Here is a 21,314-nt window from a genome sequence, read left to right as displayed (position 1 = left end):
CGATGCGCTGCGTGCTGGTTAGCAAAAGCCTCGATCTTCGTGGCTATCTCGGCCCGCAATTCCTCCGCGATGCCGACCGGATCGAGATCGTCAGCCATCCCCTTGACGGCCCGGCAACGGACATCCGGCTGGCGGTGGCCTGGCATCCGCCGGACGACGCGTTCGAACGCTATCCCAACCTGCAGGCGGTCTGCTCGATCGGCGCGGGCGTCGACAATATTCTGGCGTGTCCCAGCCTGCGTCCCGATGTCGATGTGATCCGTGTCGTCGATCCGGCACAGGCGCAGATGATGTCGGGCTTTGTCGCCTGGCACGTCATCGGACACCAGCGGCGCTTTGCGACCTATCAGGCGCAGCAGCGCGAGGAACACTGGCAGCGTCTCGGTCAGCGCCGGGCACAGGATGTGGCGGTCGGCATCTTGGGCTTTGGCGAAATCGGCCGCCGGGTAGCAACTGACCTCGCTCTGCTTGGTTTCCCGGCCATGGCGTGGAGCCGGACGCCGAAGGCTGCGCCGCAGGGCATCCGTGGCTTCAATGGCGCGCCAGGCCTCGACGCCATGCTCGGACAGACAGAGGTCCTCGTGAACCTGCTGCCGCTGACGCCGGAAACCAGGGGTATCCTCAATCGCGCGACATTCGCCCGCATGTGTCGCGGGGGCTACCTGATCCAGGTCGGCCGTGGCGAGCATCTCGTTGAAGCTGACCTGCTCGCCGCGCTGGAGAGCGGCCAGCTTGCCGGTGCCGCGCTCGATGTGTTCGCAAACGAACCATTGGCGCCTCGCCACCCGTTCTGGCGGCATTCCCGCATTGTCGTCACCCCACACGATGCCTGCGAGGTGAGCGTGGATGCGATTGGCGCGACGTTTCGTGCGACCGCGGAAGCGATACGCGCCGGCCGGCGCCCACCGCACTCCATCGACCGCGCACGCGGCTACTGAGTGAGAAGTTAGACGTGCTGTCGGAGCAGCAAGGAGCCGCGCGCCTAAGCGCCGGCAGCCGGCAGGCTGGCGGCCGCGATGGCGACGATTTGGGAAAGCCGGCGGCCGATCCGGGAGGAAGCGCTGCTCAGCAATGTACGAACCTGTCGCATCTCTTGGTCTTCCATGTGCGCCGGGGGGGCAAGGCGCACAGGGAAAATGGCCTTAAGGCCCTAACTAGTCGAGATGTCAGGGAAAATAGCAATGCGTGCTTTGTCCACGCGCCCTCTGGCAGTGGGTTTATTGCCGCGAACAGGCCGCGGGCGGATAAAATTTTCTCCGCGGATTCCGTCCCTTAAAGCCCGGTGATGCCGCTGTGGGACACCGTGCTTGAGCTCGCAGCCCGCGCATCGAGGAACCGTCGGAGCACTGCCAGAACCACGTCGAGCCGGTCATGATGAAGCCAATGCCCGGCGCCCGCGATCTTCTGCAGTTCGGCGCCCTTGAAGTGTGCGAGCAGGCCGGCGGCTTCGGGATCGGGCAGAAAGCTTTCGTCGCCCCACATCAACAGGGTTGGACAGGTGATGCGCGACCACAGCGCGGCATAATCGTCCGGCGAAAGTCGATATGGCGCCCTCGCCCGCTGATAATGGTCGAACTTCCAGCGATACAGGCCGTCGGCGCCTTTCCGAACGCCGTGGCTGGCAAGATGCAGCGCCTGCGCCGCCGTCAGCCGCTTGTTGCGTGTGGACAGCCGCTTCGCCGCCTCCTCGATTGTCCGAAACGTGCTCTCCTGATGCTCGTCGATACGGTCGAGCTGATCGATCCAGCGCGACATCTGCTCGGCGATCGGCGCAGCTTGCGAGCCCGCGAGAAACGCGCCATCCAGCACGACGAGGCGCGATACCCTTTCCGGATAGGTGCCGGCATAGGCCAACGCGACCATGCCGCCCATCGAGTGGCCGACGATCGCCGCATCCTTAAGCGCCGCAAAGCGCATCAACCGGGTCAGGTCATAGACATTGTCGGCCAGACTATAGCTGCTTCCCTTCGCCCACTCGGAATCGCCGTGGCCGCGCAGGTCCGGCGCCATGATGTGAAAATGCGGCTGCAGCTCTCGCGCGATCGCGTCCCAGTTGCGGCAATGGTCGAGCCCGCCATGGACCAGGATCATAGGCGGCGCTGATACATTGCCCCAGTCAACATAGTGCAGCCGCAGCCCCTGTGACTCGTAAAAGCGATCTGCCGGCTCGGTCATCGTGGAAGCGTCTCTCGCGAACCGCCTATTTCGGTGCAAACCCGAACACGCGTTCGAAGCGCTTGACGTAATCGGGCCACACGTCGGGATTGACGATACGCGGCGGCCGCTTGCCGTCGAGCGCATCGAGAAGCTGCTCGGCGGCGATTCTTCCCATGTTGATGCGCGCTTCCTTGGTCACACCGGCCGTGTGCGGGCTCGCCAGCACATTGTCGAACTGCAGCAGCGGATGTTCCGGCGGCGGCGGCTCCCTGTCCCAGACGTCGAGGCCGGCCCCCGCGATCCGCTTGTCGCGCAACGCTTGATACAGCGCCTCCTCGTCGTGAATGAAACCGCGCGCAGTGGTGATGAAGAAGGCATGCGGCTGCATCAGTGCGAATTCGCGCGCGCCGATCATCCGCCGATTGTCCTTGGTCAAGGGGCAAGAAATTGAAACGAAATCCGAGCGGCGCATCAGATCGTGAAGCTCGACCTTTTCGCCGCCGCGGGCGGCGATTTCTTCCGCGGTCAGATAGGGATCGTAGGCAATCACCTTCATGCGCAACAGGCCGTTGCAGAGCTCGGCGATGCGGCGGCCGACATTGCCGATCCCGACGATGCCGACGGTCTTTCCCTGCACCTCGTTGCCGATCAGCGCGTTGCGATTGACGTTGGCCTGGCGGCGCAACGCGCGATCGGATTCGAGAATGCGCTTGGATAGTGTCAGCATCATCCCGAGCGCATGCTCGGCGACCGAATTGGCGTTGCCGCCGGATTGGTTGACGACGAGCACGCCGGCCGCCGTGCAGGCATCGACGTCGACGGGATCGAAGCCCGCACCGTTCGAGGAGACGATCAGGAGATTGGGGGCCCGCCGCAACAGATCCTGATCGACATGGAAATGCCTGGCGATCTCGTCGCGCGCCGCGCCGACCTGATAGGCATGCGCCGCCGCCAAGATCGGCGCGGCGATCGTATCGGGACTGTCATTCTCCAGCCGGTCGAGCCGCACATCGGCGCGTGCCTTTAGAATATCGACATAGATCTCGTGAGCGAGATATTTGACGTAGAATACGCGCTTGTTGTTGACGGTCATTTCCTTGGCAACTTTCAGTTCCGGCGGGGCGAAAAGCTGGTTCGGCGGGAGCCGATCAGGGAATAGGTTTCGGCGGAAGGATGGGCGGCGTCGATGCGGCAACCGACGCCACGGCGTCTGCAGCAGTCCGGATATATCCAGCCATGGCCTCTCCCCAAAATCTTTTCTTGCTTATCTCACATCGTCGTATGCCAGCAGTAGCGGCGCGAAGCGCAGAGCCGGATACGATCGGAACATGTTGACAATCCCGCTCACGGCGTCAAGTTTCGCCGCTCCAAGGATGAACGCCGGCAAAAAATGGCGCGGCAAAGGGAGACCAAAATGGCGGTTGCAGAGGAACTAACCTCGCCAGGTACTTCCGAGAAAAGCACTTCCGAAAGGAGCTGGCACGGCATCGTGCTGCAGACTCTCAAACGTAACGATGTCCGACTGATCCCCTACGTGCCTGACCGCGTGCTGACGCCGCTGATCAAGAGCCTGCACGCCGACCCGTTTTTCACGACATTCCCCGCCGCCCGAGAGGAGGAAGCGGTCGGCATCGTCGCCGGCGCCTGGATGGGCGGCATGCGCGGTGCGGTGCTGATGCAGACATCAGGGTTTGCCACGCTGGCGAATGTGCTGGCGTCGCTGGCGATCCCCTACCAGATCCCGCTGATCATGTTCGTCTCCGAGCGCGGCACGCTCGGCGAGTTCAACTATGGCCAGTCGCTGGTATGCCGCACCATGCGTCCTGTGCTGGATTCGCTGGCGATGGAGCACCACACCGCGACACGGCTCGACGAGTTCGAGTTCATCGTCGACCGCTCCATCAAGCAGGCCGTCACCACGCAGGCGCCGGTGGCCCTGATCCTTTCGCCGCTGCTGACCGGCGGCAAGGTGTTTGACAAGTGAGCGTTGCCATGAACAGCGATAGCCCCGCCCGCAACACCAAAGTCATGAACCGCTTCGATCTCACCTCGCGGCTGATCGCGAAGCTGAAGAACGAGGAAGCCGTGATCGGCGGCATCGGCAATACCAATTTCGACCTCTGGGCCGCCGGCCACCGGCCGCAGAATTTCTACATGCTCGGCAGCATGGGCCTCGCCTTCCCGATCGCACTCGGCGTTGCGCTGGCGCAACCGGACCGGCCCGTGTTCGCGCTGGAGGGCGACGGCTCGCTGCTGATGCAACTGGGTTCACTGACGACGATCGCGACGCTGGCCCCGAAAAACCTCACCATGGTGGTGATGGACAACGGCATCTACCAGATCACCGGCGCGCAGCCGACGCCAGCCGCCGCCGTCGCCGACATCGTCGCCATTGCGGTTGCAAGCGGGCTCACCAACAGCAGTTGGGCCGCCGACGAAGAGGATTTCGAGCGCCTGATCGAGGAGTCCCTGTCGGCCGCTGGCCCGACGCTGATCGGCGTCCGCATCGACGACAAGCCGGGCGTCGGAACCACCCGTCGCGATCCCGTGCAGATCCGGGAGCGCTTCATGCACGGTATGGGCGTACGGGAGCTGCTCTGAAGCCCGCAACCGTCATTTCGGGGCGATGCGAAGCATCGAACCCTGAATCTCGAGATTCTCAGGGCGCAGAGGCGCCCTTGAGTTCGCCCTGCGGGCGCCCCGGAATGACGCGGCTGGCCAATTAACCACAGACGCCCGCAGTTCCGCCTGCATGGGATGGCCAGCGCAGAATTTGTGCTATGCAGTGCCGATGACGATCATCCTTCGACTTATCGCCTTGGGCCTTGCCGCCGCCATTGCCTTCGCGACGCTCGGGCCGGCGGGACAGCGGCCTCACCTAAACCTGGGACAGAACGGCGAGCACGCGCTTGCCTTCGTGCTGCTCGGGATCGCCTTCGGGCTAGCCTACACGCGCAACCGGTCACGCACGGCGACCTTCGTCATTGCCTTCACCGGCCTGATCGAAATTCTGCAATTCTGGGCGCCCGGCCGGCACGCACGGTTGGAAGACTTTGTGGTCGACGCGCTGGCGGCATCCCTTGGTCTTGCGCTTGCTGCAGCGCTCGACTGGAAGATCAGACGATCGACGCCATAGCCCATCGTGACAGGAAAAATCCCCGCGGGCCCATGACCCGCGAGGATTGTTCGGTAAACCGCACCCGTTAGTCGAGGATCCTGACGACCCTGCGCGTGCGCGGCTCCACGATCACGCGGCGATCATTGACGACCGCATAGCGGTATTCGGTGTATTGCGGCACCGCACGCAGTTCAACGCTCGGCGGCAGCGGCTCTCCCACCACCACCCGTTCACGAACTACGACAGAGTGGTCGCGCGGGACCGAATTTATCACGGCGTTCGGAATTTCAACGGCCGCCCCGACCGCGGCGCCCACGGTGCCGCCGACGATCGCGCCGACCGGACCTGCGGCTTCACCGCCCCGCGCGGCGCCTTCCGCCGCACCCTGCGCGGTGGTCGATTGAGCAAAGGCTGCGCCCGACATCAGCAGCGAGGCGGCAAGCACAGAAATGGCCAAACGATTATTCATTGCATCCTCCAGTAAATCGATGATGCATCTCAACCACCGGGCGCGCAGGAAAGTTCCGGTTCCATTGCCAGCAGAAAAAGCCCGCGTCGAAGCTTCGACGCGGGGTTCCAGTCAGGGAGTAACCAGAGATCAGGCTTTAGCGATGTCGTGGCTTGCCATCATTTCGAGCGCGCGCACCATGCCTGAGTGATCCCACGCCTTGCCGCCATGGGCAGCGCAGGAAGAGAACAATTGCTGGGCGACCGCCGTGCTGGGTAGCGAAATGCCGAGCGCACGCGCGCCCTCCAGCGCCAAATTGAGATCCTTCTGGTGCAGCTCGATGCGAAAGCCCGGTTCGAAATTGCGCTTCACCATGCGCTCGCCATGCACCTCGAGAATTCGCGACGATGCAAAGCCGCCCATCAGCGCCTTGCGCACCAGTGCCGGATCCGCACCGGCTTTCGATGCAAACAACAGTGCCTCGCCGACCGCCTCGATAGTCAGCGCCACGATGATCTGGTTGGCGACCTTGGTGGTCTGGCCGTCGCCATTGCCGCCGACCAGGGTAACGTTCTTGCCCATCTTGTCGAACACTGGCTTCACGGCGTTGAACGCGCGTTCCGGTCCGCCGACCATGATGGTCAGGCTCGCCGCCTTGGCGCCCACCTCGCCGCCGGAAACCGGCGCGTCGAGATAGTCGGCGCCGAGCGCCTCGACCTTCTTGGCAAACTCCTTGGTGGCGAGCGGCGAGATCGAACTCATGTCGACGACGATCTGCCCCTTGGATAGCCCCTCGGCGACACCGCCCGGGCCGAACAGCACCGCCTCCACATGCGGCGTATCCGGCACCATGATGATCACGACGTCGGACTGCTCGGCGACCTCCTTGCCCGATTTGCAGACCACGCCGCCGGCCGCGACCAGCTCCGGTGCGATCGGCCCGACGTCATGCAGGAACAGGCGGTGGCCGGCAGCCTGAAGATGACCCGCCATCGGACGCCCCATGGTGCCGAGGCCGATAAAGCCGATATCGATCATTTCAACTCCCCTAATTTGTTTCTTGTTTCAGGTATCGGCCGTCAGCGCGGCGTGCCAACCGAGGCCCTCGAGCGTCGTCGTCCTCGGCTTGTATTCGCAGCCGATCCAGCCGCGATAACCAATAGCGTCGAGATGGCGGAACAGGAAGGGATAGTTGATCTCGCCCGTCCCCGGCTCATTGCGGCCGGGATTGTCGGCGAGCTGCACATGGGCGATGCGCGGCAGATGCTTTTGCAGGGTGCGCGCAAGATCACCTTCCATCACCTGCATGTGGTAGATGTCATACTGCACGAACAGATTGCTCGAGCGCACCTCCGAAATGATTTGAAGCGCCTGCGCAGTCTTGTTCATGAAGAAGCCGGGAATATCGATCGTGTTGATCGGTTCGATCAGGAGCCTGATCTGCTCCTTCGCGAGCGCACCGGCTGCGAAGCGCAGATTGCCGATCAATGTCTCGTTGAGATCGGTCGCATCGGCGCCTTCGGGCGCGATGCCGACCAGGCAGTTGAGCTGACGGCAATCGAGCGCTTTTGCGTAATCGATGGCGCGGCCGACGCCGTCACGAAATTCGTCGACGCGGTCGGGCAGGATGGCGATGCCGCGCTCGCCGGCGGCCCAATTGCCCGCGGGCAGATTGTGCAGCACCTGGGTCAGGCCGTGCTGGTGCAATTGCTCGCGCAGCTCGGTCTTGTCGAAATCATACGGGAACAGATATTCGACCCCGTTGAAACCGGCGGCCTTGGCAGCGGCGAAGCGGTCGAGGAACGGCTGCTCGCCGAACAGCATGGTGAGATTGGCGGCAAATTTCGGCACGATCAGATTCTCCCCTTATGCCGGCAACAGCTTGCCGGATTGCGGCGCGCTCGACTTGGCCGGCGTGTCGTCCAGCGGCAGATCGAGCACCTCCTCGAATTCGATGACGTTGTCGATCTCAGTGCCCATCGAGATGTTGGTGACCCGCTCGAGAATGAACTCGACCACAACCGGCACCTTGAACTCTTCCATCCATTCGCGCGCGGTGGCGAACGCCGCCTGCGCGTGGTTCGGATCGGTGACGCGGATAGCCTTGCAGCCAAGCCCCTCGGCGACAGCGACATGGTCGACGCCATAGACCCCGATCTCGGGCGCGTTGATGTTCTCGAAGGAAAGCTGGACATGGTAATCCATGTCAAAGCCGCGCTGCGCCTGGCGGATCAGCCCGAGATAGGAGTTGTTCACGACGACGTGGATGTAGGGCAGCTTGAACTGGGCGCCGACCGCGAGCTCTTCGATCAGAAACTGGAAATCATAGTCGCCCGACAGCGCAACGATCTCGCGGTTCGGATCGGCCGCGCGGACGCCAAGTGCCGCCGGCAGCGTCCAGCCGAGCGGACCGGCCTGCCCCGCATTGATCCAGTTGCGGGGGCCGTAGACGCCCAAAAACTGCGCGCCAGCGATCTGCGACAGGCCGATCACGCTGACGTAACAGGTGTCGCGTCCGAACGCCCTGTTCATCTCTTCATAGACGCGCTGCGGCTTGATCGGCATGTCGTCGAAATGGCTCTTGCGTAGCATCGTGCGCTTGCGGTCCTGGCACGCCGCCGGCCACGCCTGCCTCTCCTTCAGTTTGCCGGCCTTGCGCCACTCCTTGGCGACCGTGACGAACAATTCCAGTGCCGCCTTGGCGTCGGAGACAATGCCGAAATCCGGATTGAAAACCCGCCCGATCTGCGTCGGCTCGATGTCGACATGCACGAACTTGCGGCCCTTGGTGTAGGTCTCGACCGAGCCGGTGTGCCGGTTGGCCCAGCGATTGCCGATCCCGAGCACGAAGTCGGATTGCAGCATGGTCGCGTTGCCGTAGCGGTGGCTGGTCTGCAAGCCCACCATGCCTGCCATCAGCACGTGATCGTCGGGGATGGCGCCCCACCCCATCAAGGTCGGAACCACGGGAACGTTGACCGTCTCGGCGAACGCCACCAGCAGGTCGGACGCGTCGGCGTTGATGACGCCGCCGCCCGCCACGATCAGCGGCCGCTCCGCGGCGTTGAGCATCCCAAGCGCCTTCTCGATCTGCTTGCGCGTCGCCGCGGGCTTGTAGACCGGAAGCGGCTCGTAGGTCTCGTCGTCGAACTCGATCTCGGCAAGCTGCACGTCAAGCGGCAAATCGATCAGAACCGGGCCCGGGCGCCCGGAACGCATGATATGGAACGCCTGGCTGAACACCCGCGGCACCAGCGCCGGCTCACGCACGGTGACCGCCCATTTCGTCACCGGCTTGGCAATCGATTCGATATCGATCGCCTGAAAATCTTCCTTGTAGAGTCGCGCGCGCGGCGCCTGCCCGGTGATGCAGAGGATCGGAATCGAATCCGCGATCGCGGAGTACAGTCCGGTGATCATGTCGGTGCCGGCCGGCCCCGACGTGCCGATACAAACGCCGATATTGCCGGCCCTGGCGCGGGTATAGCCCTCGGCCATATGTGAAGCGCCCTCGACATGACGCGCCAGGATGTGGCCGATCGAGCCGCGCTTCTTCAGCGCGGAGTAGAGCGGATTGATCGCAGCACCCGGAACGCCGAAGGCGACGCTGACCCCTTCCCTTTCCAGAATCCGCACCGCCGCATCGACCGCTCGCATCTTCGCCATATCGCGCCTCGCTCAAACTGGGTTGGCTCTGGCGGCGATCTTGGCTGACGGCGAGAGGCGATCTCAACGCGGGCGATTTTATTTCCCGCAGCGTGGGAGCCGCCAGAGAAAGCCGAGATAAATCAGTCGGTTGGTCCGGCTATTCAATGGAAACCAAAAATCGTCATTGCGAGCGAGGCGAAGCAATCCATCTCTCCGCGCACGCGAAACATGGATTGCTTCGTCGCTTGCTCCTCGCATGACGGTGGATAGGTCGTCGCGTCGAACTTGCCACATAGCCGTCTTCAATTCAGCCGCAGCTCCGTGATGTGTCGCGGATCGGGGCTGAGCTCTCCGCGCTCCACGCGCTTGACGATATCGGTCAGCGCGGCATTTGCCGCACACGGCAGTCCGAGCTTCTCGCCTTCGCGCACCACAAGACCGTTGAGGAATTCGATCTCCGTGCGCCTACCCTTCTGCATGTCCTGCCCCATCGAGGGACGTTGCTGCGAAGAGGTGCGTTTGCTGTCCTTGAAACGCTGCTCGTCGCAGGCGCGCATCGCCGTCTCATCGCCCTCGCCGGCCCGCGCGATCGTCTCCGGCGGCAGGTGCAATATCTCTTCCAGTTGATAGCCGTGCGCCTGTCCGATGCGGATCGCCTCGCTGCCGAGCCGGGTGGAGAACCGGCGCAGCGGCTCGCTCTGCAACACCTCTCCGCCCGGCAACCCGGTACAGGCAGAGAGCCCATTGCCCATGACGTTGGCGACCAGTTTCGACCAGCGCTCGCCCCACAGGTTCTCCGTCACCTTGGCGCTGTCCGAATAGCCGACCAGCCGGCGGACCTCTTCGATCCGCGGCGTGATACGGCCGTGCACCTCGCCGGCGCGAAACACGGTGTGTGCCGCCCCGCCCTTGCCCGCGCCGCGGTGGATACGGCCGGGCTCCGGCAGATTCACCGTGATGCTGCTGGCGATGCAGCCCAGCGTCTTGCCCCAGCCGACAATGCCGGCAATCGTCTCCTCGTTCATGCAGTTCTGCAGCGACACGACATAGCCGTCGCCCGCCAGATATTGCTGGATCAGCATGGTGGCCCAGGCCGTGTCGTAGGACTTCATGCAAATGAAGGCGACGTCGACCGGCTTCTCCTTGGCGAGCTGCTGCGCATCGGTGACATGCAGCGCGCGCACCGGCACCGAGAATTCCGCGACATCCATCGCGTGGGTGACGCGCACCCCATGCTTTCGCATTAGCTCGACATGCTCGGGCCAGGGATCGATGAAGGTGACGTCCTCCCCCGCCTGCGCCATATGCGCACCGACATAGCCGCCAACGGCGCCCGCTCCGACGATCGCGATTCTGCGCGCCATGCTTCCTCCCGGATCTTGTTTCCGTTGGAGGACAGTCTAGCGGACCGGATATTTCGGCCAAGTGGCGGCTCTGTATCAAAAGCGGAGTCGTGCCATGCGGCCATGGATTGCTTGTGGCTGCGCCACTCGCGGTCAACGCTCAGCCGGCCTTTGCCTCCGGCATCACGCCGCCCAGTGCTACCGTCAGCTCAGCCGCCACCTCCCGCACCGTCCGCCCCAACATCGGCAGGCGCTCATCCGTCAGTCGGCCCGTCATGCCCGAGACTGAAATGGCAGCCAGCGGCTCGGCGCAGTCGTTATAGATGACGGCGGCGATGCAGCGCAGGCCCATGCAGGCCTCCTCGTCGTCAACAGCAAAACCCTGGCGGCGGATTTTTTCGAGTTCCTTGAACAAATCGCTCGGTCGTATGATCGACTTTTCCGTCAGCCGCGGCATGCCGTGATGCTGGATGATGGCGCTGACGTCCTCGTTCGAATAGGTCGCGAGCACCGCCTTGCCGACGCCGGAGGCGACCATCGCGACGCGGCCGCCGACCTTGGTCAGCGAACGCATGATCTCGCGGCTTTCCATCCGGGTCAGCACGATGATGAACTCGTCATCGACGACGGCGAGATTGGCGGTTTCCCGCGTCAGGTCGCGCAGCTTGCGCAAGTATGGCATCGCCTGCGCCGTGAAATTGCGGCGGCGGGCGAAAGTTGCGCCCACCGTGAAGGCGCGCGCGCCGACATGCCATTTCGATTCGGTGCGGTCGAACTGCACGAAGCGGCGGCTTTCCAGCGTCCCGAGCAGGCGATGCACGGTCGACGTCGAAAGCCCGGTGCGGATGGCGAGATCGCTGAGGCGATAGCCTTCGTCGTCTTCCGCCAGTGTCTCGATGATCGACAGCGCGCGATCGACCGACTGGACGCCGCCGTCGCGCGCCTCGGTGTCCTGCTCCGCGGTGGATCGGGGTTCGGTCGCCTTGCGCCGGATCACGTCTTTTCTCATCGCGACCTGCATCCGTCCGTTAGACAAAAGCGCTGGCGCGCTCCCCTCCCCGTTCTTCACGGGGAGAGGGTCGGGGTGAGGGGCTGCCTCGGCAAATTCGAAAGAGGTGAGTACGCGGAGACCCCCCCTCACCCGGATCGCATCTGCGATGCGATCCGACCTCTCCCCGCACGCGGGGAGAGGTTCGCAAGCGATCTCAGAGCAGGCCCGCGCCGCGCGCCCATTTGTACTTGGCGCCCAGCACCTCGACCGGCAATTCGGTCGAATAGGCATAGGCCGGAATGCCGTTCTGATAGAGATATTCGGCGGCTTCCTCGACCTCGACGTCGCCGGCGAGCGAAGCGACGATCGGCTTCACGAAGCCCTTGGCCTCCATCTCCTTCTTCACCTCGACCATGTTGCGGGCGAACACCATCGGCGGGGTGACGATCGTGTGCCAGTAGCCGAGGATCAGCGAATGGATGCGCTCGTCCGACAGGCCGAGCTTGACCGTGTTGATGTAGGTGATCGGCGGCTCGCCGCCGGTGATATCCACAGGATTTCCAGCCGCGCCGAACGGCGGGATGAACTTACGGAACGCGGCGTCGAGATCCGGCGGCATCGACATGAGCGACAGGCCGTTATCCACACAGGAATCCGACAGCAGCACGCCCGAGCCGCCGGCCCCGGTGATGATCAGCACGTTCTCGCCCTTCGGCGTCGGCAGCACCGGCACCCCGCGCGCGAATTCGAGCAATTGCCGCAAGGACCGGGCGCGGATCACGCCCGACTGCTTGAACACGTCCTCATAGATCTTGTCGTTGCCGGCGAGCGCGCCGGTGTGCGACGAAGCCGCCTTCGCACCAGCCGACGTGCGGCCCGCCTTCAGCACCACCACCGGCTTCTTCTTGGAGACGCGCTTGGCGGCTTCCGCAAAGGCACGGCCGTCTTTTAGGTCTTCGCAGTGCTGGGCGATCAGGTTGGTGTTGGGGTCCTGCTCGAAGAACGCCAGCAGATCGTCCTCGTCGATGTCGGACTTGTTGCCGAGGCCGACGATCGCCGACACCCCCATTTTCGCCGAGCGCGAGAAACCGATGATCGCCATGCCGATGCCGCCGGACTGCGACGACAAGGCCGCATGGCCCTTGACGTCGTAGGCGGTGCAGAACGTGGCGCAGAGGTTGGACCAGGTATAGTAGAAGCCGTAGATGTTCGGGCCCATCAGGCGGATGTTGTACTTCTTGCCGACCTCGACGATCTCGGCCTGCAATTCAGGCGCGCCAGCTTCGGCAAAGCCCGACGGAATCAGCACGGCACCCGGGATTTTCTTCTCGCCACATTCGGCCAGCGCGCCGGCGACGAACTTTGCGGGGATCGCAAACACCGCGGTGTCGATCACGCCGGGCACGTCCTTGACGCTCTTGTAGGCCTTGTAGCCGAGAATATCGGCCGCCTTCGGGTGGATCGGATAGATCTCGCCCTTGTAGCCGCCGTTGATCAGGTTCTTCATCACGGAATTGCCGATCTTGCCGTCCTCGGCGGAGGCGCCGATCACGGCGACCGCTTTCGGCTGCATGATGCGGTTCATGGCCGCCACGATTTCCTCGGTCGGGCGCGGCGCCGGACGGGGCTTGTAATCGAAATCGACGACGATGCGCACGTCGGCAGCGATCGCGTCCTTCTTGGTCGCGAACACCGGGTTGAGGTCGAGTTCGATTATTTCGGGGAAGTCGCTGACGAGCTGCGACACTTTGACGATGACGTCCGCCAGCGCTTCGCGGCTGACCGGATCGCCGCCGCGCACGCCCTTTAGCATGTCGTGGGCCTGGATGCCGTCGAGCATCGACAGGGCATCTTCCTTGGTGGCAGGCGCGAGGCGGAAGGTGATGTCCTTCAGTACTTCGACCAGCACGCCGCCCAGGCCAAACGCCACCAGCTTGCCGAACGAGCCGTCGGTGATGGAGCCGACAATCACCTCGGTGCCGCCGGCCAGCATCTGCTGGACCTGGATACCCTCGATCTTGGCGTCAGCCTTGTACTTCTTCGCGTTGGCGAGAATGGTCTCATAGGCCTTCTCGGCCTCAGCCGCCGTCTTGACGCCGACCACGACGCCGCCGGCTTCGGTCTTGTGGAGAATGTCCGGCGAGACGATCTTCATCACCACCGGGAAGCCCATGCTGGATGCGATCTTGGATGCGTCAGCGGCCGATTTCGCCAGCCCCTCCTTCGGAACCGGGATGCCATAGGCATCGCACACCACTTTGCCTTCCGGTGCCGTGAGGCTGGTGCGCTTCTCAGCTTTCACCGTATCGAGCACCCGGCGGACAGCCTGTTGGGCGTTGGGCTCGGCGATCTTGCGGGCCGCATCTGCAGAATTTGACATTGGCTTCCTCCTGGGGCTAGTTTTATGGCATTTGGTATGCCAGAGATTAGATTGTCAAGACAAACTATCGCGCAGAATCAGCGAAAACACGGGCATCTTGACATTCTGGTATTTGGTATGCCAAAAACTTCGGGTATTTCTTCTGCTAAGAAGACGTCTCCAACAGGGAGGAGACGAGTCGTGCCCGCACCTAGAGAAACCAAGGCGCCGCCAGTTATGGCTGAGGCAGATATCGCAATCGTCCGGATCGCGCCGGAGACGAGCTTCAAGAACAAGGCCTACGAGGCCTTGAAGGAAGCTATTCTCAAGATGGACATCTACGCGACGCCCGAGCCGGTGATGCTCGACGAGCGCGCATTGTCCGAGCGCCTCGGCGTCAGCCGCACCCCTATTCGCGAAGCCATCGCGATGCTTGAACAGGATGGCTTCGTCAAAACCGTGCCGCGTCGCGGCATCGTCGTGGTCCGCCGCACCAAGGCCGAGATCGTCGACATGATCCGCGCCTGGGCTGCGCTCGAGAGCATGGCCGCGCGCCTGATCACGACGACGGCGCGCAAGAAGGACATCACGGCGCTGCGCGACTTCTTCAAGGATTTTGGCAAGGACCGGCTGCCGCAGGATCATGTCGAGGAATACTCCAAGGCCAACATTGCGTTCCATCAGGCGCTGATCTCGCTTTCGGAATCGCCGGTGCTGGTCGATTTGACCAACGACCTGCTGCTGCATGTGCGCGGCTACCGGCAACTGACCATCGGGCGGAAGGACCGCACTGCGACCTCGCTGCCCGAGCATCTCGCCATCATCGAAGCGCTGGAGGCGCGCGACACGGAACTTGCCGAGAAGCGCGCGCGCGACCACACGCTGGGCCTTGCCGCCTACGTCGAGGCGCACGGGCAGGAACTTTTTACTTAAAGACCACCTTCGCACCAGAAGACGACCAAAAATCGTCCGAAACTAACGATCAGGGATCAGGGAGATGAAGCCCATGCTGAATACCGCGACCAAGTCCGAAGCACCGGGCACCGAGCAAGAGCTGACCGATGGCTTTCATCTCGTCATCGATGCGCTCAAGCTCAACGGCATCAACACCATCTATAATGTGCCGGGCATCCCGATCACGGATTTGGGCCGCATGGCGCAGGCCGCCGGTATTCGCGTGATCTCCTTCCGTCACGAGCAGAACGCCGGCTATGCCGCGGGTATCGCCGGCTTTCTCACCAAGAAGCCCGGCGTGTGTCTCACCGTCTCGGCACCCGGCTTCCTGAACGGTCTCACCGCGCTCGCCCACGCCACCACCAACTGCTATCCGATGATCCTGATCTCCGGCTCCTCCGAGCGCGAGATCGTCGACCTCCAGCAGGGCGATTACGAAGAAATGGATCAGCTCGCGATCGCCAAGCCGCTGTGCAAGGCGGCCTATCGCGTGCTGCACGCCCAGGACATCGGCATCGGTCTTGCCCGCGCGATCCGTGCCGCCGTCTCGGGGCGTCCGGGCGGCGTCTATCTCGATCTGCCGGCCAAGCTTTTTGGTCAGGTAATGAATGCCGACGCCGGCCAGCGGTCGCTGGTGAAGGTGATCGATGCGGCTCCGGCGCAGATCCCCTCCCCCGCCGCGGTCAAGCGTGCGCTCGACGTGCTGAAGAGCGCGAAACGCCCGCTTATCATCCTCGGCAAGGGCGCGGCCTATGCGCAGGCCGACGAGGAAATCAAAAACTTCGTCGAGAAGAGTGGCGTGCCCTTCCTGCCGATGAGCATGGCTAAGGGCCTCTTGCCCGACACCCATCCGCAATGCGCCGGCGCGGCTCGCTCCACGGTGCTCAAAGAATCCGACGTCGTGATGCTGATCGGCGCGCGGCTCAATTGGCTGTTGTCGCACGGCAAGGGCAAGACCTGGGGCGAAGCGCCGAAGAAATTCATCCAGGTCGACATCGAGCCGAAGGAAATGGATTCGAACGTCGAGATTGTCGCCCCCGTGGTCGGCGATATCGGCTCCTGCGTCTCCGCCTTTGTTCAAGCCATGAGTTCCGGCTGGACCGCCCCACCCGCCGACTGGACCAAGGCAGTGCAGTCGAAGCGCGAGGACAACGTCGCCAAGATGGCGCCGAAGCTGATGAACAACAAGTCGCCGATGGATTATCACGGCGCGCTCGGCGTCTTGAAGAACGTCATCAAGGAGCGTCCCGACGCCATCCTCGTCAATGAAGGCGCCAACACGCTCGACCTCGCCCGCGGCGTCATCGACATGTACAAGCCGCGCAAGCGCCTCGACGTCGGCACCTGGGGCGTGATGGGCATCGGCATGGGCCAGGCGATCGCGGCTGCGCTCGAGACCGGCAACCCCGTGCTCGCGGTGGAAGGCGACAGCGCGTTCGGCTTCTCCGGCATGGAGGTCGAGACGATCTGCCGCTACAACCTTCCGATCTGTGTCGTCATCTTCAACAATGACGGCATCTATCGCGGCACCGACGTCAACAACGCCAATTCCGATCCCGCCACGACCGTGTTCGTCAAGGGCGCGCGCTACGACAAGATGATGGAAGCCTTCGGCGGCGTCGGCGTCAACGCCACCTCGCCCGACGAATTGAAGCGCGCCGTCAACGAGGCGATGGATTCCGGCAAGCCGACACTGATCAACGCCGTGATCGATCCAGCCGCCGGTTCGGAGAGCGGCCGCATCGGCAACCTCAACCCGCAAAGCGTTTTGAAGAAGAAATAACCGCCTTCAACCCATTCATCCTGCACACGCAGCGCAGATACAGTACGGAGCAAAGACGATGACAAAGGCGCTTACGGGCGTTCGTATTCTCGATTTCACCCACGTTCAGTCGGGCCCGACCTGCACGCAATTGCTGGCGTGGTTCGGCGCCGACGTGATCAAGGTCGAGCGCCCCGGCGTCGGCGACATCACCCGCGGTCAGTTGCAGGACATCCCCAATGTGGACAGCCTGTATTTCACCATGCTCAACCACAACAAGCGTTCGATCACGCTCGACACCAAGAACCCGAAGGGCAAGGAAGTCCTCACCGCGCTGATCAAGAGTTGCGATGTGCTGGTGGAAAACTTCGGCCCCGGCGTACTCGACCGCATGGGCTTTCCCTGGGAGAAGATCCACGCCATCAACCCGAAAATGATCGTGGCCTCGATCAAGGGCTTTGGCCCCGGCCCCTACGAAGACTGCAAGGTCTATGAGAATGTCGCGCAGTGCACCGGCGGCGCGGCCTCGACCACCGGCTTTCGCGACGGGCTGCCGCTCGTCACCGGCGCGCAGATCGGCGACAGCGGCACCGGCCTGCATCTGGCGCTCGGCATCGTCACTGCGCTTTATCAGCGCACCCATACCGGCAAGGGCCAGAAAGTCACCGCCGCGATGCAGGACGGCGTGTTGAATCTTGCCCGCGTCAAGTTGCGCGACCAGCAGCGCCTCGCCCATGGTCCGCTCAAGGAATACAGCCAGTACGGCGAAGGCATTCCGTTCGGCGATGCCGTGCCGCGCGCCGGCAACGATTCCGGCGGCGGCCAGCCCGGCCGCATCCTGAAGTGCAAGGGCTGGGAGACCGACCCGAACGCCTATATCTATTTCATCACTCAGGCGCCGGTCTGGGAGAAGATCTGCGACGTGATCGGCGAGCCCGGCTGGAAGACCCATCCGGATTACGCCAAGCCGGCGGCCCGGCTGCCGCGGCTAAACGAGATCTTCGCCCGCATCGAGCAATGGACGATGACCAAGACAAAATTCGAGGCGATGGAGATCCTCAACAAGGACGACATCCCCTGCGGCCCGATCCTGTCGATGAAGGAATTGGCGGAAGACCAGTCGCTGCGCGCCACCGGCACCGTGGTCGAGGTCGATCACCCGACCCGCGGCAAGTATCTGTCGGTCGGCAATCCGATCAAGCTGTCGGACTCACCGAGCGAGGTGACCCGCTCGCCCCTCCTCGGCGAGCATACCGACGAGATCCTGCGCCAGGTGCTCGGCTTCTCCGACCACCAGGTCGCCGAAATCCACGATTCCGGCGCGCTCGACCCGCCGCGCAAGCAGGCGGCGGAATAGGTTTTCGTGTATCCAGAATGCAAAGGCCGCCGGTTTCCGGCGGCCTTTTTGCTTGGGCGGGTGGAAGTCATGTTCAGTCGGCAGGGCGGCCACCCGCTGCGCCTCTCCCGCTCGCGGAGAGTTCGCATCTCAAGTGGCGCCGTCGGCGTCTGGATCCAGGACACCGGAGAGTGGAGCAACGTGATACTATCGGCCTATTATTTTATCGGTGTGATTGTACGGGTACTGGAGCATGATTGCCCAATATCGGTTTCGCGGCCTTTTCCAGAAGTACTTGCTCGCGCTGTTCATGGCTGTCGCGATTCCACTCGCGATCAACGGCGTTATTGAAGCCTGGTTCGGCTATCGCGACCAGCGCGCGAGGCTCGACCAGTTACTTGGCGTGCAAGCGACGTCGGCTGCCGCCGAGATCCATGATTTCATCTATGGTATCACAAACCAACTTGGCTGGCTGGTCCAGCTTCCATGGACCGACGAGCCGGACGAGCGGCGGCGGACTGACGCGTTGCGCCTGCTTCGGCAGGCGCCTGCCATCGTTAGTCTGACGCTCATCGACAACAAGGGTTTAGAGCGTCTCCATGTCTCGCGGATCGGCCTCAATCGCATTGAAAGTCGTACGGACCGATCAAACGATCCTGCATTAGCCGGCGCCCGTGCGACCCAGGTCTGGTTTAGCGACATAAGCTACAACCGAGGCTCGGAACCATATCTGACGGTTGCGATCGCGGGTAATCGACTTGCCGTTGGGGCTGTCATCGCCGAGGTCAATCTGAAGCTGATTTGGGATGTGATATCGGCGATCAAGGTGGGCAAGACCGGTATCGCCTTCGTCCTGGACCGGCCGGGCCGCCTCATTGCCCATCCCGACCTCAGCCTCGTCCTCCGCGGGGCGGAAGAAGCAACTTCGAAGCCGTTTCGTGCCGTACGCGACGCGATCGGTCCGAGTGCAGGTTTCGCAACGATCCGAGATGCACATGGACATGGCGTTGCAGCCAGCGCAGCTCCCGTACAGGGTCCCGATTGGACGGTAGTGGCGGAACAGCCCTTGGCCGAAGCTTATGCGCCGATCTATGCGGCCCTGTGGCGGACCGCAATGCTTCTCGCAATCAGCACAATATTCGCAGGCTTTCTCGCCTATGCATTGGCGCACCGGATGACGGAGCCGATAAGGCTCCTTGAGGAAGGGACGGAACGTATCGGTGCGGGATCCTTCGACCACCGCATTTCCATCCAGACTGGAGATGAATTTGAGCGTCTCGCCAATAGTTTTAACCGGATGGCTGCCGAGTTGGGGCTCGCGCAGCAGCACCAGGAGCGCATAGCAAGGCTGAAGCGATTCCTCGCGCCCCAGGTCGCCGATCTGGTCGAGCGGGCCGGCGACGAAAGCGTGTTGGACGGCCGCCGTACGAACGTCGTCGTTGTATTCTGCGATTTGCGAGGCTTCACCGCATTTTCTGCAGGCGTTGCACCTGAGGAAGTCATGAGTGTGCTGTCAGAATACTATGAGATCCTCGGCAGGGTTATTGCGCAGTTCGAGGCAACGCTCATCAGTTTCTCCGGCGACGGCCTCATGGTTCTGGTGAATGCGCCCGTTCCGGTGCAAGAACCAGCATTAAGGGCCGTCGATCTTGCGATCGAAATGCAGAAGCGCGTGCAAGCACTGATCGCCGACTGGCGCTCGCGGGGCTACCACGTTGGCTTCGGAGTCGGTCTCGCCAGCGGACCGGCAACTGTCGGCCGGATTGGTTACGAGGATCGGCTCGACTACACGGCGATCGGCAGTGTTGTGAATCTCGCGGCCCGCCTGTGCGCATCTGCCGCAGACCGGGAAATCTTGCTGGACGCCGAACTTGCCGCGGGCGTCGATGGCAAGCGCCCCCTGGAAGATCTTGGGGGGCGCCGAATCAAGGGCTTTGACGAAGCAATTCCGGTATTCGGAATTTCCTTTATTCCGCACCAGCGATGCTGACCTGCGGATGCTTGACGCAATCTCTTGACGCAGTCCCGTGGCGACTTGTTGAGCATCATGCGATATGATCGAGCAAGTGGCAGATGGCAGCAGGTTGATAGATGAGGTACACGAGCCCTCGATCAGCGACGCCTCACGGACGCGGCAGGCGGCGTGACTTCCTCTTATTGATGGCAGGCGCTGCTACGTGGACGACCTCCTCGTATGCGCAGATCAGGTCCCTGCCGGTCATCGGATATCTTTGCGCGGAATCACCGGAGCTGTTTGCCAGTCGACTTAAGGCCTTCCACGAGGGACTTGGCGAAGCTGGCTTTGTCGAGGGCCGCAATGTGACGATCGACTATCAATGGGCCAACGGACAATATGCCAGATTGCCCGGCCTTGCTGCCGAACTGGCCTCTCGGAATGTAGATGTCGTTGTTGCGCCCGGGGGAGCTCCCGTGGCGCTCGCCGCCAAAGCTGCCGGCACGGCCAAGACCATCGTATTTGAAATGGGCGGCGACCCCGTCCAGCTAGGCGTGGTGGACAGCTTGTCGCGGCCAGGTGGCAATATCACGGGAGTTTCGAGCCTGAGCGTCGACGTGTCGCCGAAACGGCTCGAGCTGATGCACGAATTTCTGCCGACAGGAAGTAAAATTGCGGTCGTCGCCAACCCAACAAGTCCGACCGCAAATTCACAATTGAAGAAGCTTCGTTCGGCTGCCGAAACCCTGGGGATCCACCTGCAGATCCTGAATGCGAGCAAGGAAGATGAATTTGAATCTGTGTTCGCTTCGATGATCGGGGAGCCGGCAGGTGGACTTGTTTTCACCTCTGACCCCTACTTCGCGTTTCGCAGCCGACGATTGGCCGATCTCGCGATGAAATTTCGCGTGCCCGCAATTACGCAAACGCGAGACTTTCCCCTGGCTGGCGGTTTGATGAGCTATGGCGGAGATTTTATGCAATCGCACCGACGCGCGGGAGTCTATGCCGGACGGATCCTGTTGGGCGAGAAACCTTCCGATCTTCCGGTCCAGCTCGTCACCAAGCTGGAGCTCGTTATCAATCTGAAGGCCGCCAAATTCCTGGGTTACGAGTTCTCGCCTTCGGTTGTTAGCGGTGCGGATGAGGTAATCGAGTAAACTATCTGTCAGCGGACGGAGATACGCACGGGAAGACAGGGTTTTCGTTCGATAAAGCTGAATGTCCCGTTGAACGCGAAGCCA

The 21,314-nt window shown here is 62.6% G+C and carries 18 protein-coding genes; 9 read left to right on the top strand and 9 right to left on the bottom strand.

Annotated elements, in window-relative coordinates; genetic code table 11:
- The first annotated feature begins 2 nt into the window (after positions 1–2).
- The gene (locus HCN50_RS05720) at positions 3–938 is read left to right on the top strand and encodes a 2-hydroxyacid dehydrogenase (protein ID WP_171708662.1); all 936 of its coding nucleotides are present in this window, start codon (positions 3–5) and stop codon (positions 936–938) included.
- A gap of 334 nt (positions 939–1,272) precedes the next feature.
- Here HCN50_RS05720 and HCN50_RS05715 read toward each other — a convergent pair whose 3' ends face one another.
- Together HCN50_RS05715 and HCN50_RS05710 are read right to left on the bottom strand one after the other, a co-directional pair.
- On the bottom strand, positions 1,273–2,175 hold the full coding sequence (locus HCN50_RS05715) for an alpha/beta fold hydrolase (protein ID WP_171708661.1): 903 nt from the start codon (positions 2,173–2,175) through the stop codon (positions 1,273–1,275).
- 25 nt (positions 2,176–2,200) lie between these two features.
- A complete protein-coding gene (locus HCN50_RS05710; protein ID WP_171708660.1) occupies positions 2,201–3,250 on the bottom strand; it encodes a hydroxyacid dehydrogenase in 1,050 nt (349 codons plus the stop codon).
- A gap of 321 nt (positions 3,251–3,571) precedes the next feature.
- On the opposite strand from HCN50_RS05710, the gene HCN50_RS05705 reads away from it, so the two are divergent.
- From HCN50_RS05705 to HCN50_RS05695, 3 genes are all read left to right on the top strand, one after another.
- Positions 3,572–4,141 (top strand): thiamine pyrophosphate-binding protein, encoded by a 570-nt coding sequence (locus HCN50_RS05705; protein ID WP_171708659.1) that lies wholly within the window; start codon positions 3,572–3,574, stop codon positions 4,139–4,141.
- A gap of 8 nt (positions 4,142–4,149) precedes the next feature.
- Complete coding sequence (locus HCN50_RS05700; RefSeq protein WP_171708658.1) at positions 4,150–4,758, top strand: thiamine pyrophosphate-dependent enzyme; 609 nt, start codon at positions 4,150–4,152, stop codon at positions 4,756–4,758.
- A 190-nt stretch (positions 4,759–4,948) separates the two neighbouring features.
- Positions 4,949–5,293 (top strand): VanZ family protein, encoded by a 345-nt coding sequence (locus HCN50_RS05695; protein ID WP_171708657.1) that lies wholly within the window; start codon positions 4,949–4,951, stop codon positions 5,291–5,293.
- A gap of 67 nt (positions 5,294–5,360) precedes the next feature.
- Here the strand turns inward: HCN50_RS05695 and HCN50_RS05690 are convergent, their stop codons facing one another.
- From HCN50_RS05690 to HCN50_RS05660, 7 genes are all read right to left on the bottom strand, one after another.
- Positions 5,361–5,744 carry a DUF1236 domain-containing protein gene (locus HCN50_RS05690; RefSeq protein ID WP_171708656.1) on the bottom strand — a complete coding sequence of 128 codons (384 nt, stop codon included), beginning with the start codon at positions 5,742–5,744 and terminating at the stop codon, positions 5,361–5,363.
- A gap of 129 nt (positions 5,745–5,873) precedes the next feature.
- Complete coding sequence (locus HCN50_RS05685) at positions 5,874–6,761, bottom strand: 2-hydroxy-3-oxopropionate reductase (RefSeq protein ID WP_171708655.1); 888 nt, start codon at positions 6,759–6,761, stop codon at positions 5,874–5,876.
- 27 nt (positions 6,762–6,788) lie between these two features.
- A complete protein-coding gene (gene hyi / locus HCN50_RS05680) occupies positions 6,789–7,574 on the bottom strand; it encodes a hydroxypyruvate isomerase (RefSeq protein ID WP_171708654.1) in 786 nt (261 codons plus the stop codon).
- Positions 7,575–7,589: 15 nt separating this feature from the next.
- Complete coding sequence (gcl, locus tag HCN50_RS05675; protein ID WP_171708653.1) at positions 7,590–9,389, bottom strand: glyoxylate carboligase; 1,800 nt, start codon at positions 9,387–9,389, stop codon at positions 7,590–7,592.
- A gap of 284 nt (positions 9,390–9,673) precedes the next feature.
- On the bottom strand, positions 9,674–10,735 hold the full coding sequence (locus tag HCN50_RS05670; RefSeq protein WP_171708652.1) for a ketopantoate reductase family protein: 1,062 nt from the start codon (positions 10,733–10,735) through the stop codon (positions 9,674–9,676).
- 139 nt (positions 10,736–10,874) lie between these two features.
- Positions 10,875–11,723 carry an IclR family transcriptional regulator gene (locus HCN50_RS05665; protein ID WP_171708651.1) on the bottom strand — a complete coding sequence of 283 codons (849 nt, stop codon included), beginning with the start codon at positions 11,721–11,723 and terminating at the stop codon, positions 10,875–10,877.
- A 196-nt stretch (positions 11,724–11,919) separates the two neighbouring features.
- Positions 11,920–14,085, bottom strand: a complete 2,166-nt coding sequence (locus HCN50_RS05660; RefSeq protein WP_171708650.1) for an acetate--CoA ligase family protein — start codon at positions 14,083–14,085, stop codon at positions 11,920–11,922.
- Between the two features lie 216 nt (positions 14,086–14,301).
- Here HCN50_RS05660 and HCN50_RS05655 point away from each other — a divergent pair, with 216 nt between their 5' ends.
- The 5 genes from HCN50_RS05655 to HCN50_RS05635 all read left to right on the top strand — a co-directional run bounded on the left by HCN50_RS05655 (position 14,302) and on the right by HCN50_RS05635 (position 21,230).
- Positions 14,302–14,997, top strand: coding sequence for a GntR family transcriptional regulator (locus HCN50_RS05655; RefSeq protein WP_171709182.1), 696 nt, complete (start codon positions 14,302–14,304; stop codon positions 14,995–14,997).
- Positions 14,998–15,070: 73 nt separating this feature from the next.
- A complete protein-coding gene (oxc, locus tag HCN50_RS05650; RefSeq protein WP_171708649.1) occupies positions 15,071–16,801 on the top strand; it encodes an oxalyl-CoA decarboxylase in 1,731 nt (576 codons plus the stop codon).
- A 58-nt stretch (positions 16,802–16,859) separates the two neighbouring features.
- Entirely contained in the window at positions 16,860–18,137 is a 1,278-nt protein-coding gene (gene frc, locus HCN50_RS05645; protein WP_171708648.1) for a formyl-CoA transferase, read from the top strand.
- 232 nt (positions 18,138–18,369) lie between these two features.
- Entirely contained in the window at positions 18,370–20,106 is a 1,737-nt protein-coding gene (locus HCN50_RS05640; protein ID WP_171708647.1) for a cache domain-containing protein, read from the top strand.
- Between the two features lie 170 nt (positions 20,107–20,276).
- Positions 20,277–21,230: an ABC transporter substrate-binding protein gene (locus HCN50_RS05635; RefSeq protein WP_171708646.1), complete on the top strand. Its 954-nt coding sequence runs from the start codon at positions 20,277–20,279 to the stop codon at positions 21,228–21,230.
- Positions 21,231–21,314: the final 84 nt, after the last annotated feature.

Source organism: Bradyrhizobium archetypum (assembly GCF_013114835.1).
In the GTDB taxonomy this organism is placed as follows: Bacteria; Pseudomonadota; Alphaproteobacteria; order Rhizobiales; family Xanthobacteraceae; genus Bradyrhizobium; species Bradyrhizobium archetypum.
This window is presented reverse-complemented; position numbering and strand designations above follow the sequence as displayed.

What these genes read in the sequence shown, in the direction of transcription:
- HCN50_RS05710 (WP_171708660.1), bottom strand. Translation starts at nt 3,250, where the DNA reads ATGACCGTCAACAACAAGCGCGTATTCTACGTCAAATATCTCGCTCAC.
- HCN50_RS05665 (WP_171708651.1), bottom strand. Translation starts at nt 11,723, where the DNA reads ATGAGAAAAGACGTGATCCGGCGCAAGGCGACCGAACCCCGATCCACC.
- HCN50_RS05655 (WP_171709182.1), top strand. Translation starts at nt 14,302, where the DNA reads ATGGCTGAGGCAGATATCGCAATCGTCCGGATCGCGCCGGAGACGAGC.
- HCN50_RS05720 (WP_171708662.1), top strand. Translation starts at nt 3, where the DNA reads ATGCGCTGCGTGCTGGTTAGCAAAAGCCTCGATCTTCGTGGCTATCTC.
- HCN50_RS05715 (WP_171708661.1), bottom strand. Translation starts at nt 2,175, where the DNA reads ATGACCGAGCCGGCAGATCGCTTTTACGAGTCACAGGGGCTGCGGCTG.
- oxc (WP_171708649.1), top strand. Translation starts at nt 15,071, where the DNA reads ATGCTGAATACCGCGACCAAGTCCGAAGCACCGGGCACCGAGCAAGAG.
- gcl (WP_171708653.1), bottom strand. Translation starts at nt 9,389, where the DNA reads ATGGCGAAGATGCGAGCGGTCGATGCGGCGGTGCGGATTCTGGAAAGG.
- HCN50_RS05705 (WP_171708659.1), top strand. Translation starts at nt 3,572, where the DNA reads ATGGCGGTTGCAGAGGAACTAACCTCGCCAGGTACTTCCGAGAAAAGC.
- HCN50_RS05640 (WP_171708647.1), top strand. Translation starts at nt 18,370, where the DNA reads ATGATTGCCCAATATCGGTTTCGCGGCCTTTTCCAGAAGTACTTGCTC.
- HCN50_RS05685 (WP_171708655.1), bottom strand. Translation starts at nt 6,761, where the DNA reads ATGATCGATATCGGCTTTATCGGCCTCGGCACCATGGGGCGTCCGATG.
- HCN50_RS05635 (WP_171708646.1), top strand. Translation starts at nt 20,277, where the DNA reads ATGGCAGGCGCTGCTACGTGGACGACCTCCTCGTATGCGCAGATCAGG.
- HCN50_RS05695 (WP_171708657.1), top strand. Translation starts at nt 4,949, where the DNA reads ATGACGATCATCCTTCGACTTATCGCCTTGGGCCTTGCCGCCGCCATT.
- HCN50_RS05670 (WP_171708652.1), bottom strand. Translation starts at nt 10,735, where the DNA reads ATGGCGCGCAGAATCGCGATCGTCGGAGCGGGCGCCGTTGGCGGCTAT.
- HCN50_RS05690 (WP_171708656.1), bottom strand. Translation starts at nt 5,744, where the DNA reads ATGAATAATCGTTTGGCCATTTCTGTGCTTGCCGCCTCGCTGCTGATG.
- frc (WP_171708648.1), top strand. Translation starts at nt 16,860, where the DNA reads ATGACAAAGGCGCTTACGGGCGTTCGTATTCTCGATTTCACCCACGTT.
- HCN50_RS05660 (WP_171708650.1), bottom strand. Translation starts at nt 14,085, where the DNA reads ATGTCAAATTCTGCAGATGCGGCCCGCAAGATCGCCGAGCCCAACGCC.
- HCN50_RS05700 (WP_171708658.1), top strand. Translation starts at nt 4,150, where the DNA reads ATGAACAGCGATAGCCCCGCCCGCAACACCAAAGTCATGAACCGCTTC.